Here is an 18,215-nt window from a genome sequence, read left to right as displayed (position 1 = left end):
TCAGCGCCCTCCCCACAGCAACGCGCATGGCACGAGCACCGCGAGCCATATGCAGGCACGCCACGCAGCCTGCCGCCGCCCGCGCGCAACCAGCACCCACAGCAGCGCGGCGACGCCCGCGGCAAGCGACAGCAGCACGGCCGCGTAGAGCCGGTTCAGGCCGTCGGCCGGGTAATGACGGGCCAGCGTGACCGCCAGCGCGACCGCGCCCGGCAGCACGCCGCCGATCGCCAGCGCCGCCCTCGTCCCCCAGCCGCCCGCCATCAGAACTGCCCGCGCACGGTCAGCATCACGTTGCGCGGTTCTCCGTAACGGTTGTTCCAGCCGGGCTGGCTCAGGCTCAGGTAGTACTTGCGGTCGAACAGGTTGTTGACGTTGACCGCCGCGCTCCAGTGCTTGTCGTAGCGGTAGCCGAGCCGCACGCTCGCGAGCGCGTAGCCGCCCTGGCTCAGCGTGATGCCGTTGGCCTGCGCCGAGTAACTGCTCTGCACCTGCACGCCGCCGCCGATGCTCCAGCGCCGCTCCTGCCACGGCAGGTCGTAGTTCGTCCACAGCCGGAACAGGTGGCGCGGGTTCAGCAGCGGCGCGAACGACGAGCCCGCGTTCGCGAGGTTGTCGGCGTAGCTCATCGTGTCGTACGTGTAGCTCGCCCATACGCTCCACCACGGCGTGATGTGGCCGTTCGCCTCGAATTCGAAGCCCTGGCTGCGCACGCTGCCGCCGTTCACGTAGTAGCAGTTCGGCCCCGCGCACGGATGCGCGAGATCGACCTGCGGGTTGTTGTCGAGGTCGATGCGGAACGCCGCGAGCGACACGTTCAGCTTGCCGCCCGCCAGTTCGCCCTTCACGCCCGTCTCGTAGGTGCGCCCCTTCACCGGCGTCAGGATGCCGCCGCCCCACATCGACTTGGTTTGCGGCTGGAACACTTCCGCGTAGCTCGCGTACCACGACCAGTCGCGCGCGAAATCCCAGATCAGCCCGCCGTACGGCGTGAACTGGTGGCCGGTGTTGTAGTGCGCGCCGAGGCTTTCCTGGTTCCACCAGCTCAGGCGGCCGCCGAGCACGAGCGTGACGGGTTCCGCGAGCTTGATGCGGCCAAGCCCGTACACGCCCTTCTGCGAAATGTCGTTCTGCTGCGACTGCTGGTACGGGCCGACACCCGGCTCGGGCACGCTGCTCGGGTTCCAGCGGTACACGTTCACCGGCGTGCCGACCACGTTGCCCTGCAATTGCGCCGACATCTGCCCGCTGCTGCTGTTCGCGTAGGTCACGCCGAACAGCAGGTCGTGCGTGAGCCCGAACGCATGCACCGGGCCCTGCACGTTCGCATCGACGCTGCGGCTGTAGCTGCTGAACTGGTATGCGCCGCCCATGAGCGCACCGCCCGCGCCGGTCGCCGGGTTGATCGCGCCGAACGAGCCCGCGTACTTCAGGTCCGAGCGCACGCTCTGGTATTCGCCGCTGACCTTCGCCTTCCAGCCCGCGCCGAGCTTCTGCTCGACCGACGCGAACGCGCGCGTCGTGTCCCAGTCGAAGTGGCCCCACGCGGTGTCGAGGAACGTCGAGCGCGACAGGCCGAGGCTCGAGCCGTCGCGGGCCATCGGCACGCCGGACATGTCGGGTATCGAACGCGTCGTCTGGTATTGCGCGCCGAACGTGAGCAGCGTGTCGCGCGTCACGTCGACTTCCGTGATCCCGTAGATCGAGCGCGTGTCCTGCTTGGCGTGGTCGTAGAAGAAATGGCGATCCTCGTACGCGGCGACGAGCCGGCTGCGCACGGTGCCGGCCGCATTGAGCGGGCCGCCGATGTCGGCTTCCGCGCGATAGCGGTCCCAGCTGCCGACGCTGACGCTCGCGTTCGCGGAAAACTGGTACTGCGGCCGCTTGCGCACGAGGTTGACCGTCGCGGCCGGGTTGCCCGAGCCGTGCAGCAGGCCGTTCGCGCCGCGCAGGATTTCCACGCGTTCGTATACGGAGATGTCCTGCGGCGCGCTCGCCATGTCGCCGATCACCACCGGCACGCCGTCGAATTCGAACGAATCGACCTTGAAACCGCGCACGAAATACGCGGTGGTGAGCAGTACGTACGGCTGCACGGTCACGCCGGCCGATTGCTGCATCACCTCGTCCAGCGAGAACAGGTTCTGCTGGTCGATCCGCTCGCGCGTCGTCACGCTGACCGACTGCGGAATCTCCCTCAACGCCAGCGGCATCTTGCCGACCGTCGCCACCGACGGATCGTCGGCCACGCCGCGCGACGCGGTCACCGAAATCGCCTTCAACTCGCCCGCGGCGGGCTTCGCGGTGGTCGCGTCCTCCTTCCGGACTTCCGCGCCGGCCGCCGACGCAGAAGCCGGCGCCGGCGCCGTCTCGGCGAACGCCGCCGCCGGATGCGCGGCGATCAGCAGGCCCAGATACAGCGACGGACGCCAGCGCCCTCGCCCCAAACGGGCGACGCGCGCGCCCTTCGACCTTGATCTCCCAGGTTCCAGCACCTCGTACCGCATTCACGCCCCCGTATTTGATAATCATTCTCATTATCAAATAGAACCGGCGGGCGCTTTTTCGATCGAGGGGCTTTTCCTATCGATTCCGGGCATGCCGGATCGCATTGTTCACGTCAGTGTTCGGATTCGGCCGGCCGCGCTTGCGCGTCCAGATCGGCCGTCGGCGACGCGTCGGACGGCCGTCCGGCGCGGGCGAACGTCGCGTACCACGCGTCGGTCTCGACCAGCTGCGCGTGCGTGCCGGTCGCCCGCACCCGGCCCGCGTCGAGCACGACGATCGTGTCGGCGGCCGCCGCGAGCGCCGGCTGGTGCGTGACGACGATGCGCGTGCGCTGCCCGCGCAGCGCGACGAGGCTGTCGCGCACGCGCCGCGCGCTCAGTTCGTCGAGGCTCGCGGTCGGCTCGTCGAACATCAGCACCGGCGCACGCGCCAGCAGCGCGCGCGCGAGGCACGCCCGCTGGCGCTGCCCGCCCGACAGCAACTGGCCGCCCGGCCCCACGTCGGACTCGAGCCCGTCCGGCAACCGCTCGGCGTCGCGCAGCAGGCCGACCGCGTCCAGCGCGTCGCGCAGTTCGGCATCGGTCGCGTCCGGGCGGCCCATCCGCACGTTCCACGCGAGGCTGCCGCGAAACAGCCCGTTGTCCTGGAACACGAGGTTGCGCGTCGCGGCGAGCGTCGCCTCGCTCAGGTGCCGCACATCGGAGCGGCCGAGCAGCACGCGCCCGGCGCCCGGATCGTCGAGCCGTGCGAGCAGGCCCAGCAGCGTGCTCTTGCCGGCCCCCGTGGGGCCGACGATCGCGACGAAGCCGCCCGCCGGGCAATGCAGGTCGACGCCGTCGAGCAGCGTCGCGCCGCTGGCCGACCGGTAGCCGACGCGCATCGCATCGACGCTCGCATCGTGCACCGGCGTGCCGCGCTCGGGGCTGTCGAAAAGCGGCGCATGCAGCACCGCGAGCACCGTGTCGAGCGCGCGCCAGCCGCCGCGCAACGCCTGGTCTAGCTGCGTGAGCTGCGCGAGCGGCTCGATGAAACGCACGAGCAGCACGAGCACCGCCACGGCCGTCGCGGCATCGAGCCGGCCGGCGGAGACGGCCCACGCGCCGCCGACCAGCATCGCGACGAACACGCCCTGCACCGCGCCCGCGAAGCCGAGTTCGATCGGCAGCGAGCGCCGCATCAGCGCACGCGTGCGGCGATGCTGCTCGTCGAACGCGTGCTGCAAAGCCGCGCGCGCGTCGCCTTCCTGGCCCGCGAAGCGCAACAGCCCCTGATGCGCGGCGAAGGTCTGAAGCTGCACGGCCATGTCGCGATCGCCGGACGCGCGCGATTGCTCGAACGCGAGCGTGCGCGCGCCGCCGCGTTCGAGCAGCGCGAACAGCAGAACGGCCGCGGCCGCGAGGCACAGCGCGATGCGCCAGTCGATCCACGCGAGCCCCGCGACGACCGCGAGCGGGGTCACGACCGCGCCGATCAGCGGCCCGAGCAGGTGCGCGGGAATCCCCATCGCCTGCATCACCGGCCCGCGCAGCAGCCCGGCCGGATGACTGTCGCGCACGGCCTGCCACGACGCGATGCGCGGCAGGTGGCGCACGAGGCGTTCGACGAGACCGGCCGCGAGCGCGCCGCCCGCGCGATAGCCGCCGCGTTGCGCGACGTACAGCACGAAGGCGTGGCACAGCGTCAGCGCGCCGAGCGCGATCGTCCAGTGCAGCACCGCCGCCTGCGCGCCGGCAAACCATGCGCGGATCAACGGCACGAGCAGCAACCCGCAGGCGCCGTCGAGCAACGCGGCGGCCACCGCCCAGCCGATCCCGCGCCACAGCGCGCGACGGGTTTCGGCGGGCAGGCACTGCAAACGTTTGAGCGATTTCATCGTCATGCGGCCTCCCCGCCCGCGGCACCGCGTTCGCGCCATAGCCGCGCATACAGCCCGCGCGTGGCCAGCAGCGCCGCATGCGTGCCGCGCTCGACGATGCGGCCGCGATCCATCACGAGAATCTGGTCCGCATGCCGGATCGCGTCGAGATCGTGGCTCACGATCACGCGCGTGCGCGCGTCGCCGCGCAGCGCATTGCGCAATGCGCGCCCGGTTTGCGGATCGAGCGCCGAGGCCGGTTCGTCGAGCAGCAACAGCGGCGCGGGCGACAACAACGCACGCGCGATCGCCAGCCGCCGCAGTTCGCCGCCGGACAGCCGCACGTCGCGCCCGCACACGCAGTCGTAGCCGCCCGGCAGCGCGTCGATGCGTTCGTCGAGACAGGCCGCGCGCGCGGCCGCGCGAATCGCGTCGCGATCGGCATCGGGCCGGTAAAGCGCGATGTTCGCGGCCATCGACACGTCGAGTGCGGCGGCCTGCTGGAACACCATCGCCACCTGCTCGCGCCGCGTATCCGACGCGAGCCGCCGCAGATCGGCGCCGCCGAGCCGCACCGTACCGTGGTCCGGATCCATGAAGCGCGCGAGCAGCATCAGCAGCGTGCTCTTGCCCGCGCCCGACGGCCCCACGATCGCGGTGGTCGTGCCGGCCGCGATCGTCGCGTCGATGTCGCGCAGGATCGGCGTGCCGTCGATGTCGACACGCACGCCGCGCAGCTCGATCGACGCATCGCGCGGCACCTGTGCGGCGCCAACGGCAGGTTCAGGCAAGACCGGCAGTGCGAGCAACGCATCGAGGCGTGCCGCGGCCGCGCGCGCCTCGCGCAATGCGTCGGCACCATGGCCGAGCGCGCGCACCGGCGCGGCCACCGCCCAGATCAGCAGCGCGAACGCGCACAGTTCGCCCACCGGCAAACGGCCGGCCGTGAGCCACATCGCGCCGAACACGACCCACGCGAGCAGGAACGGCGTGCCGAGCAGCACCTGCGTGCACGCACCGGGGCCGCCGACGCGGCCGACCCACGCCGAAAACGCCTGTTCGAAGCGCCCGGTCGACGCCAGCGCCGCCGCCTCGATGCCGGCGCCCGGATACTGCCGCACCAGCGCCGGGTTCTGCGCGAGCTGGGCGTAGTCGCCCATCAGCTGTTCAAGCGCCGCGTTGCGTGACGCGACGGCCGGCGCGAACCGCGCCGAACGCATCCAGCGAAACAGCGCGGCGCCCGCGACGAGCGGCACGAGCGCGAACGCAAGCAGCGCGGGATTCAGATAAAGCAGGCACGCGAGCGCCGCGCACGGCACGACGATGAGTTGCGTGACATCGGCCGGTGCGTGCGCGACGAGCTGGTGCAGCGCACGCACATCCTGGTCGACGTGACGGGCGACGCGATCGCTGCCCGCACGGGCGAACCAGCCGAGCGGCAAGCGTTGCAGATGATCGGCGAGGCGCCTGCGCAAGCGATCGGCGAGATCGGCGTCGACCCGGTGCGTCAGGTGCAACGCGACCGTCTGGCCGCCCAGCCAGCACACGCCGGCCACCACGGCCGCGACGAGCCAGCCGCGTGCGGTCGCGTCGAGGTGCGCCGTCGCGCGCCACGCGTCGGCGACCCGGCCGAGCGCGAGCCACGGCACGAGCGAGGCGACGCCGGCCAGCGCCTGCAGCACGACCGCCGCGACGAGCGGCACCGCGAACGGCCGCAACATCGAAAGAAGCGGCCCTTTCATGCGGCACGCTCCAGCAGCATGCCGAGCGTGGCCGCGCGCGCGTCGCCCGGCGGCTGCTCCGGAAAACCAAGCTGCATCGTCAGTTGCTGCCAGACGCGCGTCACGTCGATCGTGCGCTGGTTGCACGCGTGCAGCCCTTCACCCGACACGAGCCGATCGACCGCGCGCACGGCCGCTTGCGGCCAACTGCGCGCATGAATCGCGCCCCACGTGTCGCGCGCGTCGTCGCAGATCTGGATGCTCGGCAGGTCGCTGCCCGCCGTATCGCCGAAGATCGGGAACAGCCCGTGTTCGTCGATCTCCGGTTCACGCAACGCGGGGGCCCACCACAGCGGGCCGTGCGGCGACGCGAGCGTCCACGTGCCGGCGTCCGTCGTCAGCGTGATGCTGAACAGCAGGCTCATCCGGCCATCGTCGGCCGCCGCCATCTCGTTGTGCACACGCAGCGACACCGGCGTTTCCGCGAGCACCATCGCGCATTCGCGCATCGACGACAGCGCCGGCCCGACCGGCTCGACCGACCACGGGCCCACGCCCTGCAGCGCGGCCGCGAGCACGTCGAGCGCCGCGAAACTGGCCTGCACCGAGCACACGACATCCGCATGCACGGGCGCGCTCGTTTCGCGCAGCCGTCGCGCGACGGCGATGAAGCGCGAGACGACCGGCAGGTTCGGATAGAAGCTGTTGAGCAGGCAGCGGCGGCCATGACGCGACGCGGTGCGCAGCACGCGACTCCATTCGTCTGGCAGCAGCGGATGCTCGATCACGACATCGATTCCGCGTTCGAGCAGCCGGCACGCAAGCGCAGCCCCGTCGGCGCCGCGCGCCGCGCCGCCGACCGCGACGCACGCGACGCGCACGTCCTCGGGCAGCGATTCAGGCGCGTCGAACACGGGCGCGCCGACACGCGCGGCCAGCGCGGCGGTGCGCGCGCTGCCCTGCCCCAGGATGCCCGCGACACGATACGCGCTGGACGCCGCGAGGCCCGCCGCATAGAACTGACCGAAGCGGGAGCCGGCCACGACGACCGGCAGCGGATGAACCTTCATTGCGCCTCCTTCAGGCGGGTGTCGACGAACGCGGCATTCAGGCAGTCGAAATGACCGCCGGGGATATCGACGGCCGTGATGCCGCCGAGCGCCTGCGCCGTCCAGTATTCGGTGAGCGCCGCGCGCTGCTGCGGAATCAGCGGGTTGCAGCGCTCCGGCACGAACAGCCGCAGCGCACCCGCATACGGCGCGTCGCCCGCCCAGTGGCTCGCCTGCACCGAATGCATGAAGAGCCGGTACAGCCGTTCGCGTTCGTCGAGCAGCGGATGCGCGACCGCGTCCTGCATCGACAATCCGGCGGCCGCGCGCAGCACGCGGCGGCGCAATGCATCGAGCGGCTCGCAGCGATCGCCGAAAATCTCCAGCTGCGCCTGCAGGCTGCCGGGCGCGAGACGCGCGGGGTCAGCCTTCAATGCGTCGGCGAGCGCGTCGGCCAGCACGTACGTTTCCGGAAAACCCAGTGCGTCGAGCGGCAGCCCGAGCGTCGCCGCGAAGTTGAACAGCACGAGCCGTTCGTCTTCGATCAGGTACGGAATCCGGTAGCTCGACACGATGTCCAGCGTGCGCACGTCGACGCCGAGCTGCACCAGCGACTTCGCCATTTCGAGCGCGACCAGCCCGCCCGAGCAGTAGCCGAGCACGTCGACCTCGCGCACGCCGGTGCGCCACAGTGCATCCGCATAGCGCCGGCCGAGCGTCGCGTTCAGGTGGCGCGCCGGCACGTCGAGATAGTCCTGCGCGTCGCGCACCGCGAAGCCGAGCACCGGGCCGAGCCGCGCGAGCGCCGGCATGACCGGACGATACGCATGCACGGTGCCGAGCCCTTCGTGGACGATCACGCGCGGCACGCCGTCGCCCGGTGCCAGCGGAATCGGGCGTACGTCGGCACGCACACGTGGCGCGGGCGCATGGATGACCGCCGACGCGTGAGTCGCGCGCGTCGCGGCAGGCGGCGTTCCGGCTACCTTCTGCTCACCCGCATCGCGCAGGCATTGCGCGAACGCAGCCGGCGTCGGTTGCGCCAGCACCCAGCGCAGCAGCCGGTCGAACGGATGCGCTTGCGCAAGGGGTTCCTCGCCACGCAGCCGCGACACGAGCTGCGCGATCAGCAGCGAATCGCCACCGGCCGCAAAGAAGTCCTGATCCGGCGTGACGTTGCGCGTATCGAGCACGGCTTCCCACAAGCCGATCAACCGGGCCAGCAGCGGATCGGCGGCGGTCTGCGTGTGGGCCGGTCGCGCGACCGCCGGCTCCGGTTCGCGGATGTCGGCGATGCCTGCCAACGTACGGCGGTCGATCTTGCCGTTCGCGGTCACGGGAAGACGGTCGAGCACGCGCAGTTGCGACGGCACCATGTAGCCCGGCACGCGCTCCGCGACGAACGCCAGCAGCGCGTCCGGCGCAATGCGCGCCGCGCCGCGCTTCACATGCGCGAGCAGGATGTCGTAGCCGAGCGCGTCAAGCGGCGTGCCGGGCGCCACGCAACCGAGCGCACGATCGCCGCCGTCCGACTGCAGCCATTCGAGCCACTGCGCGCGCGACACGAACAATCGCGCCGACTCGGCACGCGCGTCATTCGGCGTTTCCATCATCAGCCCCTGGCTGATGCTGATCTCCGGATGCTCGGTCGTCAGTTCCTGGATCACCCACCACGCATCCGCCGACGACAGCGCACGCAGCCCGGCAACCAGCGCGACCGTGTCGCGCGCGTTGTTCAGCGCGCCGGAGCTGATCGTGACGTCGATCGAATGCGGCGCGATGCCCTGCGCGTCCAGCGGTGCGTTCATGTCGAACCGCACGAACCGCATCCACGGATACGCGGCGAAGCGCTCGCGCGCCGCAGCAAGGAAATAGCTCGACACGTCGCTGAACAGGTAGTCGATCCGCGCGCCCGCTTCGACCAGCGGTGCAAGGGCGTCGACGATCGAGCGTGTCGCCGCGGCCGTTCCTGCGCCAATCTCGAGGATGCGCCACGGGCGCTGCGGCTCGCGCGCGACGATCGCGCGCACGGCCCGTGCCATCCCGTTGTGCAGTGCGTGTGCATGTTCGCCTTCGCTGTACATCGCGTCGGCGATATGCGATGCGCCTTCCGGGAACATCAGGCCGGCCGGCGACACGCTGCCGTCCACCTGCGCGTCGATGCATCCCGCGCTGTCGCGGAAGTAGTCGACGAGGACGGCCGGCCACAGCTCGGGCGACGCATCCCGCGCAAACGCATCCCAGCATGCGTGAGCATCGACGTGGCGGGTATCGGGCCGCAAACGCCAGCCCCCTGCTTCGGCATCCGCGTGCAGCACACCATGCTTGTCGAGCATCGCGAGCCAGTGACGCAGCAGATGCTGTCGCGCCGCCGGCACGCGCAACCGTTCGCACAACGTCGCGAAATCCGTCGCGGCCTCCTCGGTCAGCTCGCCTGCCGGCACGATCCAGGCTGCCAGCGACGCAACGCAGGCCGCTTCGAGCTGGGCGACCGACCGTACCACGTCCGCATGCGCGGGCCAGCGCGCAGCGTCGAACGCCGTACGCACCTGCTTCGCGATATCGTGCAGCGCGTCGTCCTGTGCGTTCGGTGCCGGTTCCACGCCGTGCAGCGAAGCGAAACTGGCAAGCCGGCGCTCCGCGCCTTCGCCGAGCACGATCGTCGCGGCCGCGCTGACGAGCGGATGCGCGGTCAGCGCCGCATCGATCTCGGCCAGCTCGATCCGGTAGCCGCGGATCTTCACCTGATCGTCCTGCCGCCCGAGGAATTCTAGCGAACCGTCGGCGCGCACGCGGCCAAGATCGCCGGTGCGATACAGCCTGCGCCCGTCGCGATGACGGATGAAGCGTTCGGCCGTGCGCACGGGATCGTTCGCGTAACCCGTTGCGAGCCCCACCCCGCCGATATGGATCTCGCCGCGCACGCCGGGCGGGCACGGCCGGCCGAGTGCGTCGAGCACCTCCATCGTCTGCCCGGTCAGCGCACGGCCGTACGGAATGCTGGCAAGCTGCGTGTCCGCCGCACGGATCGGATGCTCGATCGACCAGATCGACGCCTCGGTCGCGCCGCCCAGGCTGAACAGCGCACTGTCGGGCCAGCGCCGCCACCAGCGCGCGGGCAGCGTCACCGGAATCCAGTCGCCCGACCACAGCACGCGGCGCGGGCCCGGCACGTCGAGCGCCGGTTCGCCTTCGAGGTAATCGATCAGCATCTGCCCTTGCGCGGGCACCGAGTTCCACAGTGTCACGCGATGGCGCACCATCAGCTCGGCCCAGTGCGACGGATCGTTGCCGCGCGACGGATCGGGCAGCACGATGCACGCGCCGCGCGCGGTCGCGCCGAAGAAGTCGTAGACGGACAGGTCGAAGCTGAGTTCGGCCAGGCCGAGCACGACGTCGCCGTCACCGACTTCGTGGCGCGCGCTGATGTCGGCGAGCGTGTTGCACACGGCCGCGTGGCTCAGCATCACGCCCTTCGGTTCGCCGGTGGAACCCGACGTATAGATCACGTACGCGAGCGCGTCGCCGTCAATCTCATGCGCAGCACGCGGCGGCCATTGCGGATCGATCGGCAACGTGTCGATATCGATGCGCGTGCAACCATCATGTTCGAAGTCGAGCGCCTGCACGCTGACGACCGCACGCACGCGCGCATTGCGCAGGATTGCCTGTTGCCGCAGCGCCGGCTGGCGGCTGTCGACCGGCACGTACGCGGCGCCCGCCTGGACGATCGCGAGCACGGCCGCGAGCTGGTGCGCGCACTTCGGCATCAGCACCGCGACGGTGTCGCCCACGCCGACGCCGGCCTGCTCGAGCGCTGGCCGCAACGCCGCCGCATGCTGCGCGACGTCGCGATACGTGCGTGCCCCTTGTGCGTCGATCACCACCGGCGCATCGGGCGTACGCAACGCCTGCGCAGCGAAGCCGGCCGCGATATGCGTATCCGCATCCGGATGGACCTCGGCGGCGGGCGCCGCGGACGGCAGCACGATGTCACCCTCGCGCGACCACCATTCGGCTTCAGCCGCAAGCCGGCCCAGCAGCGCGACGTACGCGTCGAACATCGCCGCGGGCATCCCGTCCGGGAACAGGTCGTCGCGCACGTCCCAGCCAATTTCCAGCCCGCCGAACTGGTCGGTCACCTGGCAGTCGAGCCAGACCTGCGGCGTCTGGCTGATCATGTAGAGAGGCGGCTCGGCGCGGGTCGTTTGCTCACCGAGCAGGCGGCCCACACTGCCGATGCCGCTCGTGAACACCACCGGCATCAGCGCCGCATCCTTGCCGCGCCGCCGCGCGAGTTCGCGCATCACGTCGACACCGGTAAACGCGCGATGGTCGAGGTCGTCGAACATCCGCGCGCCGATCGTGCGCGCACGCTCGACGAAATCGCGCCCTTGCGTCGCGTCTACCGCAAGCAGACTCAGTGCGGTGAAATCGCCGAGCACCGCGTCGATGCGCGGATGCACGGGCGGCCGGTTCAGCACCGTCAGGTTCAGGCAGAACGCGGGCGACTGGCTCCAGCGGCCGACGACTTCGGCGAACGCGGCCAGCGCGACGCTTGCCGCGCTCAGCCCGAAGCGGCTTGCGTAGCTGCTCAGCGCACTCCATTGCGCGCGATCGAGCCGCGCATGCCGGTGCGTGAAGCGCGGCCGCGCGTCGGACTGCATCGCGGGCACCACCGGCAGATCGGGCCGCGCGGGCAGATCGTCGATGCGCGCGAGCCACCAAGCCTTGTCACGCGCATGATCGGCGCGCGTGCCGGCATGGGCTTCATTGACGACGTAATCGCGGAACGTCGCGTCGAGCGGCGCCGGCTGCCATTGCGGATCGTCGTAGCGTCGCCGCCATTCGGCGAGCAGCAATTGCAGGCTCGCGTAGTCGATCAGCGTGAAATCGACGGACAAGTGCAGCACCGCGCGATCCGGCCCGAGGCTCACTTCCGGCTGCAGCACCGGCCAGCGGTCGAGCGCATGCACCGCATGGTCCAGGCGCTCGCGTACGCCGCTTACGTGCGCGTCGAATGCGTTCGCATCGGCCTCGCGCAGGTCGTGCACCGCGAGCGGCTGCCACGGCACGTCGGGCAGCACGCGCTGCCATGCGTTGTCCTCGACGATCGCGCGCAGCATCGGGTGCCGCGCAACGCACGCATTCCACGCCGCCTCGAAGCGCACGCAGTCGAGATTCGCGGGCTCGCCGTATTCGACGTACAGATGGCACGCATTGCCGCCGAACTCGAACGACTCGTGCCGGCCGAGCACATACGCGGCCTGCACCGGCGTCAACGCGAACCGCTCGTGCCGGCGCGCCGGATCGCTGCGCCACGCGCCGTCCTGCAGGAAGCGGACGAACGCATCGCGTTCGGCCTTGATGCGCGCGGCCAGGTCCGCATCGAGTGCGCCGGCCGGCGCGCGATAGCGCAATTGCCCGCCGTCATCGCACCACAGTTCGATCTGGCGTTCGCGGCAAAGATCGAGCACGTCATCGAAGCTCACAGCACGCCCTCCTCGATCGTCGCAACCGGCGCGTTGCCTTCGGCCGGCGAGGCCGGTGCGGCTGGCGCGGCGTCGTCGAGCTGCGCGGCGAGCCCCGCGAGCGTCGGCTGCCGGTAGAACGCCGCCATCCCGACCCGCACGCCGAGCCGCTCGCGCAGCTGCGCGAGCAGGCGCGTCGCGAGCAGGCTGTCGCCGCCGAGTGCGAAGAACGTCGCGTCGCGCGCATTCGCCGGGCGGCCGAGTGCGTGCTCCCAGCACGCGAGCAGCGTCGCCTGCCGGTCGTCGGCCGGCACGAACGCATCGTGTGCGGCCGGAGCGTCGCCGAGCGCCCGCGCGAGCGCATCGCCCACCGCTCGCCGATCGATCTTGCCGTTCGCGTTGAGCGGCCAGCGCGCGACGCACCACAGCGCATCGGGACGCATCGCATCGGGTAACCGGTCGCGCAGCCAGTCGGCCAGCGCCGCTTGCACGACCGGTTCGCCGACACGGCGCGCGTCGATACAGGCAAAGGCAGTCGAGCGCCAGCTCCGGGAATCTTCCAGCGCAAAGCCGCATGCGTGTGCCGCCGACGCCAGCGCATCGTGTGCAAACGGCCGCGGTAGCGACGCATCGCCCGTCACGCCCGCGACGAGTTCGCGCAGCGGCGAATCGCGCAGCACATCGGCGAGCAGCAGGCGGCCATGCTGCGCCAGCAACGCTGCCGCCACCCGGAACGTATCGCGCGGATCGTCACGCAGGTGCGCCGCCGCGAAGCTGATCACGCAATCGAACCGGCCGAGATGGCGAGCGGGCAGCAGGCCGTCCTGCATCGTCTGCAACGTCGGTATCGTTCGAGTGAAGTACGCCTGCGCGTTGTGCAGCAGACCCGGCGACGCGTCGAACAGCGTCACGTCGAAGCGCGGATCGTCGAGCACGCCGAGCCCCGCATCGAACCATTGCCCGGCACGCGCGTCGAGCACCGCGACCCGCATCGGTTCGGTACGCGCAGCGGCCTGGGCCTGCAGCGCATCGCCAAACTGGCGCAGCGCGCGTGCGCCATCCGGCAGACGCGCCGCGAACGCCAGCGGTGCGATCCGCGGATCGAGCGGCACACGCCGCGCGGCGCCTTCCGGATCCGCAGCGAGCGCGCGCAGCGCTCCGGTCAGGTCGTCGAGATCGGCGGCATACCAGTCGAGCAGATCGAGCGCGCCGTCGATGGAAATCGATACGTCATCCTTTGCATGCCAATGGGCGCGCAGCGACGGCGGCAAGCCCGCATCGCCGTCGAGCAGCCGATCGGCGACCGCGCGCGCGACGGCCGCTTCCGCGTGCGCCGTATCGGCAACGTCCGCTTCCGCGAGTGCAGGCGATGACGGCGTTGCATCCGATGCGCGATCGGCCGGCACGAATGCCGCGGCAATGCGCGCGGCTTCGCCGCCGACCACGCTCGCACACGCGCCGTCGATCAGCGGATGCGCGGCCAGCGCGGCCTCGATCTCGCCCAGTTCGATCCGGTGCCCGCGCACCTTCACCTGACGATCCTCGCGCCCCAGGAATTCGAGCGTGCCGTCGGGCCAGTAGCGGCCCCGGTCGCCCGTGCGATACCAGCGGCCCGACGCTTGCTGCACGAAGCGCTGCGCGGTCAGCTCGGGATCGTTCCGGTAGCCGCGCGCGAGGCTGTCGCCACCGATCAGCAGTTCGCCCGGCACGTAGTCCGGAACGTCGCGGCCGTCGGCATCGACAACGCGATACGCCTGCCCGGGCAACGGCCGGCCATACGGAATCGAACGCCAGTGCGGCGGTACGTCGCGCACCGTCTGCACGTTCGACCAGATGCCGGCCTCGGTCGCGCCGCCGAGCGCATGGAACGCACACGCATCGCCACATCGTTCGCGCAGGCGCGCCGGCAGATCGAGTGCGATCCAGTCGCCGGACAGCAGCGCCGCGCGCACGCTGCGGCACGCGTCGGCCGCGGCCGGCACCGCCAGCGCCATCTCCAGCAGCGCGGGCGCCGAATTCCACAGCGTCACGCGATGCTGCGCGATCAGCTCGATCCAGCGCGCCGCGTCGCGCGCGTCGTCCTGGGTCGGCAGCACAAGCTCGGCACCGGCACCGAGCACGCCGAACAGGTCATACACCGACAGGTCGAAATCGAGCGCCGATACCGCGAGCAACCGGTCTTGCGCATTCAGGCCGAGCAGCGCATCGATCGCATCGATCGTGTTGAGTGCCGCCGCATGCGTCATCTCGACACCCTTCGGCACGCCCGTCGAACCGGACGTGTAGATCACGTACGCGGTCGCCTGCGGTGCCACGGCGAGCGGCGCGGCCAGCGGTTCGCGCCGCATCAGCGCCGCGACGCCGAAATGCGGCAGCGTCGCATCGGCGAGCGTCGTGTCGCCGATCGCGGCCTTGACACCGGCCGCGCGTTCGATCAACGCCTTGCGCGCGGCCGGCTGCGCGATGTCGAGCGGCACATAGCACGCACCGGCAGCCAGTACGCCGAACACCGCGGCCACCTGTGCGGGCCCGCGCGGCAGGCTGATCTCGACGGCGTCGCCGTGACCGATGCCGGCCGCGCGCAAGCCGCCCGCGATCGCGAGCGCCTGTGCGGCCAGTTCGCCGCGCGTCATCGTGTGTTCGCCGCACCGCAATGCGACGGCCGCCGGCTCGCGCGCGGCCAATGCGAAGAAGTCGGCATGCAGCGTGCGCGGCTGCCCGGGTGCGGGCACCGCGTTGAGCGCATCGCGCACGCGTCGCTGCGCGGACGGCAGCTCGACCGCGATCGGCAGCCGCCAGTCGCGATCGCACAGCGCCTGCACGAGCGCGACATACGCGCCGAACATCGCATCGATCATCCCGTCGGGAAACAGGCCGTCGACGCTGTCCCACGCGAGCAGCGCGCCGTCCGGCACGCGATAGAGCTGATGGTCGAGCCACACCTGCGGCGTCTGCGAAATCATGTCGTGCAGATCGCCGAACACGCGCGCGAATGCGTCGGGCACGAACGGCGCATCGCCGAGATTGCACGAGAACACGACGGGCGCCGCGCGCGGCGCACCCTGCCGGCGCGCATCGCGCAGCACGTCGAGCGCCGGATACGCGGCCTGCGCGATCGCACCATGCAGCCGCTGCTGGAACGCGCGCACCGTATCGGCCGCGCTCGCGTCGGCGCGCAGGTCGCATTCGACGAGCAGCAGCGTCGTGAAATCGGCGATCACGCGGCCAAGATCGGGCGCATCGCCATGCCGGTCGAACAGCGGCACGTTGAGCAGGAACGCGTGACGACCACTCCAGCGCGCGAGCACCGCGGCGAATGCCGCGCCGAACACCGACGACAGCGTGACGCCATGCTGCGCGGCCCGCGCCTGCAGGCGCGCAAGTTCGGCCGTGCTCAGCGTATGCGCGATGCGGCTGAAACGCGGCGCACGGATCGTTTCCGGTGCACGGGCGAGCGGCAGCGCCGGCCCTTCCGGCAGCGTGGCGAGCCGCGCCTGCCATGCATCACGCGCCGCGGTCCGCGCCTCGCCCGTATCGGCCTCGCGACGCGCGAGCCAGGCCGGGAACCACGTCGACGGCGCGTCGGGCAACGCCGACGGCTCGGCATACGCGGCGCCGATCTCCTGCATCAGCAGCCGCACGCTGTCCACGTCGGCCGCGAGCAGGTCGACGCTCAGCCACACGCGATCTTCACCACCGGGCATCTGCACGAGCCCCATCATGAAGACCTGCGCGTGCTCGACGTCGAGACATTCGTGCGACCGGAGCGCGCGCAGCGATACCCATTCGGTTTCCGCCTCGGCGGCCGTCCTGTCGCGCCAGTCCGCATGCGCGAACACCGGCGCGTCCGGCGCCGCGACGATCTGCTGGCGGCCCCCGGTGAAGCGCGCACGCAGCATCGGATGACGCTCGCGCACGAGCCGGCATGCCGCGTCGAGACGAACGGGATCGATCGCGCGGCTGCGAAACTCGAGGAACGCGTGACAGCTCACGTTGCCGAGCACTTCGCCGTCGCCGCGGCCGAGCCAGTACGCCTGCTGCACCGCGGACAAGTCGAACGGCGCATGCACGTCGACCTCGACGACCTCGGCCGTCTCGACGTCAGGCGCCGCGGGGGCGACGCGCGGCGCATTCGCGAGGAGTTCGGCCCACGCGCCGAGCGTCGGCGTGCGCGCGAGCGCATCGAAGGTCAGCGCGTAGCCGAGGCGGTTCACGCGCGTCTGCAGATACATCAGCCGGATCGAATCGAGGCCGCAGCTCAGCAGGTCCTCGTCATCGTCGAGCGACGCGATTTCATCGACGGGCTCGTCGAGCAGCTCGGCGATCATCGCGACGAGCTGCGAGCGAAAGGCGATGGGAGAAAAACGGGAAGGATCGGAATGATCGATGCTGGAATCGACAGCGGTCTGGCTCATGGGCACGCCTTATAGGGGTCGTTCGATGGCGGATCCGCGCGGCGGCGGCCACCCGTGAATGAGAATCTATCTCATTCACGCCCATGAGCCCGGTCGATTGCTTTAGGCTGCCGGTCAGTTGTTTTAGATTGCCGCGCGCGCCATCTCGACGTCGTCGATCGCGTTCGACGACGCACGAATATCGCTCGGCGAAATGCCGTAGCGCTTGCGGAACGCGATCGAAAAATGTGCCGGGCTATAGCCGACGCGGTACGCGACGGTCGACACGTTCGCGTCCTCTGCACACAGCATCGCGTGCGCAGTCCGCAGCCGGTATTCCTGCAGGTACGCATACACGCTCGTGCCGAACACCTTGCGGAAACCGGCCGTCAGCTTGCGCGAATTCATCCCCACCCGGCCCGCGAGCGCATCAAGTGTGGGCGGCTGCTGAAGCTCGCGCGTCAGGATGTCGCTCGCCGCGTACACGCGCTCCACGTCCGACGACGTGACGCGCACGTCGGCCGGCGCGAATTGCCGCTGCGTCGCCAGCAGCTGCGCGCTCAACGCCGTCAGTTCGAAGGCCTTGGCCTTCAGGTAGTACTCGCGCACCGCGCCCTCGAACGGGCAAGTCGCGATCTGCACCGCGAGCGCCTGCAGCGCCTTCGACGCCGGGCAACTGACGATGCGCGGATCGCCGCCCGTCGGCGCGAGCATCTTCTCCGGCAACAGGCTCAGGTTGCGGTCGAGCGCGTCGAGGCCGAGCTGCACGATCGTGTAGCGCAGCGGCGTGTCGCGGTCGTAGATCTGGTGCGTCGTGAATTCGCCGTCGTTGGCGATCACGCACAGGCCCGGCCCCTTGATGCATTGCTCGGGCTGGCCCGGCACACGGCAGCGCAGCTGCCCGCTCTGCACGAGGACGAGCTTCAGCCCTTTTTCGAGCGGCTCCTCGTACCAGTCGCGGCTGTCCGAGCACAGCGTGCCGCTCAAGAGTTTCATGCCCGCGTCGATGTGCACCACGCCCGGATGATTGCCGGGCACGAGCACCGGCGGGTGACGTCGTGACGAAGCGAAGGAGGTCGAGCTCATCGGTGGTCCGTTGGTTAGGCGGCACGCGCGGCCCGGCGCGCGCCGGCGACAACCGGCCGATTGTCCGGCCGGGCCGGGCGGGCGCCGCGCGACAGGCGCCCGATCGAATGAAATTGCCGCGATATCGAAAG

The 18,215-nt window shown here is 70.6% G+C and carries 8 protein-coding genes; all 8 read right to left on the bottom strand.

What is annotated here, in order from left to right; genetic code table 11:
- The 8 genes from CFB82_RS21710 to CFB82_RS21675 all read right to left on the bottom strand — a co-directional run bounded on the left by CFB82_RS21710 (position 1) and on the right by CFB82_RS21675 (position 18,084).
- A complete protein-coding gene (locus CFB82_RS21710) occupies positions 1-264 on the bottom strand; it encodes a hypothetical protein (RefSeq protein ID WP_089485226.1) in 264 nt (87 codons plus the stop codon).
- Complete coding sequence (locus CFB82_RS21705; protein ID WP_089485225.1) at positions 264-2,507, bottom strand: TonB-dependent siderophore receptor; 2,244 nt, start codon at positions 2,505-2,507, stop codon at positions 264-266. Before CFB82_RS21705 ends, CFB82_RS21710 begins: the two co-directional genes overlap by 1 nt.
- A 113-nt stretch (positions 2,508-2,620) precedes the next feature.
- Complete coding sequence (locus CFB82_RS21700) at positions 2,621-4,387, bottom strand: ABC transporter ATP-binding protein (RefSeq protein WP_089485224.1); 1,767 nt, start codon at positions 4,385-4,387, stop codon at positions 2,621-2,623.
- Positions 4,384-6,105: an ABC transporter ATP-binding protein gene (locus CFB82_RS21695; RefSeq protein ID WP_089485223.1), complete on the bottom strand. Its 1,722-nt coding sequence runs from the start codon at positions 6,103-6,105 to the stop codon at positions 4,384-4,386. The genes CFB82_RS21700 and CFB82_RS21695 overlap by 4 nt, the downstream gene beginning before the upstream one ends.
- Complete coding sequence (locus CFB82_RS21690; protein ID WP_089485222.1) at positions 6,102-7,154, bottom strand: Gfo/Idh/MocA family oxidoreductase; 1,053 nt, start codon at positions 7,152-7,154, stop codon at positions 6,102-6,104. Before CFB82_RS21690 ends, CFB82_RS21695 begins: the two co-directional genes overlap by 4 nt.
- Positions 7,151-12,625 (bottom strand): non-ribosomal peptide synthetase, encoded by a 5,475-nt coding sequence (locus CFB82_RS21685; protein WP_089485221.1) that lies wholly within the window; start codon positions 12,623-12,625, stop codon positions 7,151-7,153. Before CFB82_RS21685 ends, CFB82_RS21690 begins: the two co-directional genes overlap by 4 nt.
- A complete protein-coding gene (locus CFB82_RS21680) occupies positions 12,622-17,019 on the bottom strand; it encodes a non-ribosomal peptide synthetase (protein ID WP_089485220.1) in 4,398 nt (1,465 codons plus the stop codon). Before CFB82_RS21680 ends, CFB82_RS21685 begins: the two co-directional genes overlap by 4 nt.
- A 123-nt stretch (positions 17,020-17,142) precedes the next feature.
- Positions 17,143-18,084: a helix-turn-helix transcriptional regulator gene (locus tag CFB82_RS21675; RefSeq protein WP_069252297.1), complete on the bottom strand. Its 942-nt coding sequence runs from the start codon at positions 18,082-18,084 to the stop codon at positions 17,143-17,145.
- Between the last annotated feature and the right edge of the window lie 131 nt (positions 18,085-18,215).

The sequence above is a fragment of the Burkholderia sp. HI2714 genome (genome assembly GCF_002223085.1).
Taxonomy (GTDB): domain Bacteria; phylum Pseudomonadota; class Gammaproteobacteria; order Burkholderiales; family Burkholderiaceae; genus Burkholderia; species Burkholderia lata_D.
Note: the sequence above shows the minus strand (reverse complement) of the source record. Positions and strands in the feature narration are given on the sequence as shown.

What these genes read in the sequence shown, in the direction of transcription:
- CFB82_RS21690 (WP_089485222.1), bottom strand. Translation starts at nt 7,154, where the DNA reads ATGAAGGTTCATCCGCTGCCGGTCGTCGTGGCCGGCTCCCGCTTCGGT.
- CFB82_RS21680 (WP_089485220.1), bottom strand. Translation starts at nt 17,019, where the DNA reads ATGAGCCAGACCGCTGTCGATTCCAGCATCGATCATTCCGATCCTTCC.
- CFB82_RS21700 (WP_089485224.1), bottom strand. Translation starts at nt 4,387, where the DNA reads ATGACGATGAAATCGCTCAAACGTTTGCAGTGCCTGCCCGCCGAAACC.
- CFB82_RS21695 (WP_089485223.1), bottom strand. Translation starts at nt 6,105, where the DNA reads ATGAAAGGGCCGCTTCTTTCGATGTTGCGGCCGTTCGCGGTGCCGCTC.
- CFB82_RS21705 (WP_089485225.1), bottom strand. Translation starts at nt 2,507, where the DNA reads ATGCGGTACGAGGTGCTGGAACCTGGGAGATCAAGGTCGAAGGGCGCG.
- CFB82_RS21675 (WP_069252297.1), bottom strand. Translation starts at nt 18,084, where the DNA reads ATGAGCTCGACCTCCTTCGCTTCGTCACGACGTCACCCGCCGGTGCTC.
- CFB82_RS21710 (WP_089485226.1), bottom strand. Translation starts at nt 264, where the DNA reads ATGGCGGGCGGCTGGGGGACGAGGGCGGCGCTGGCGATCGGCGGCGTG.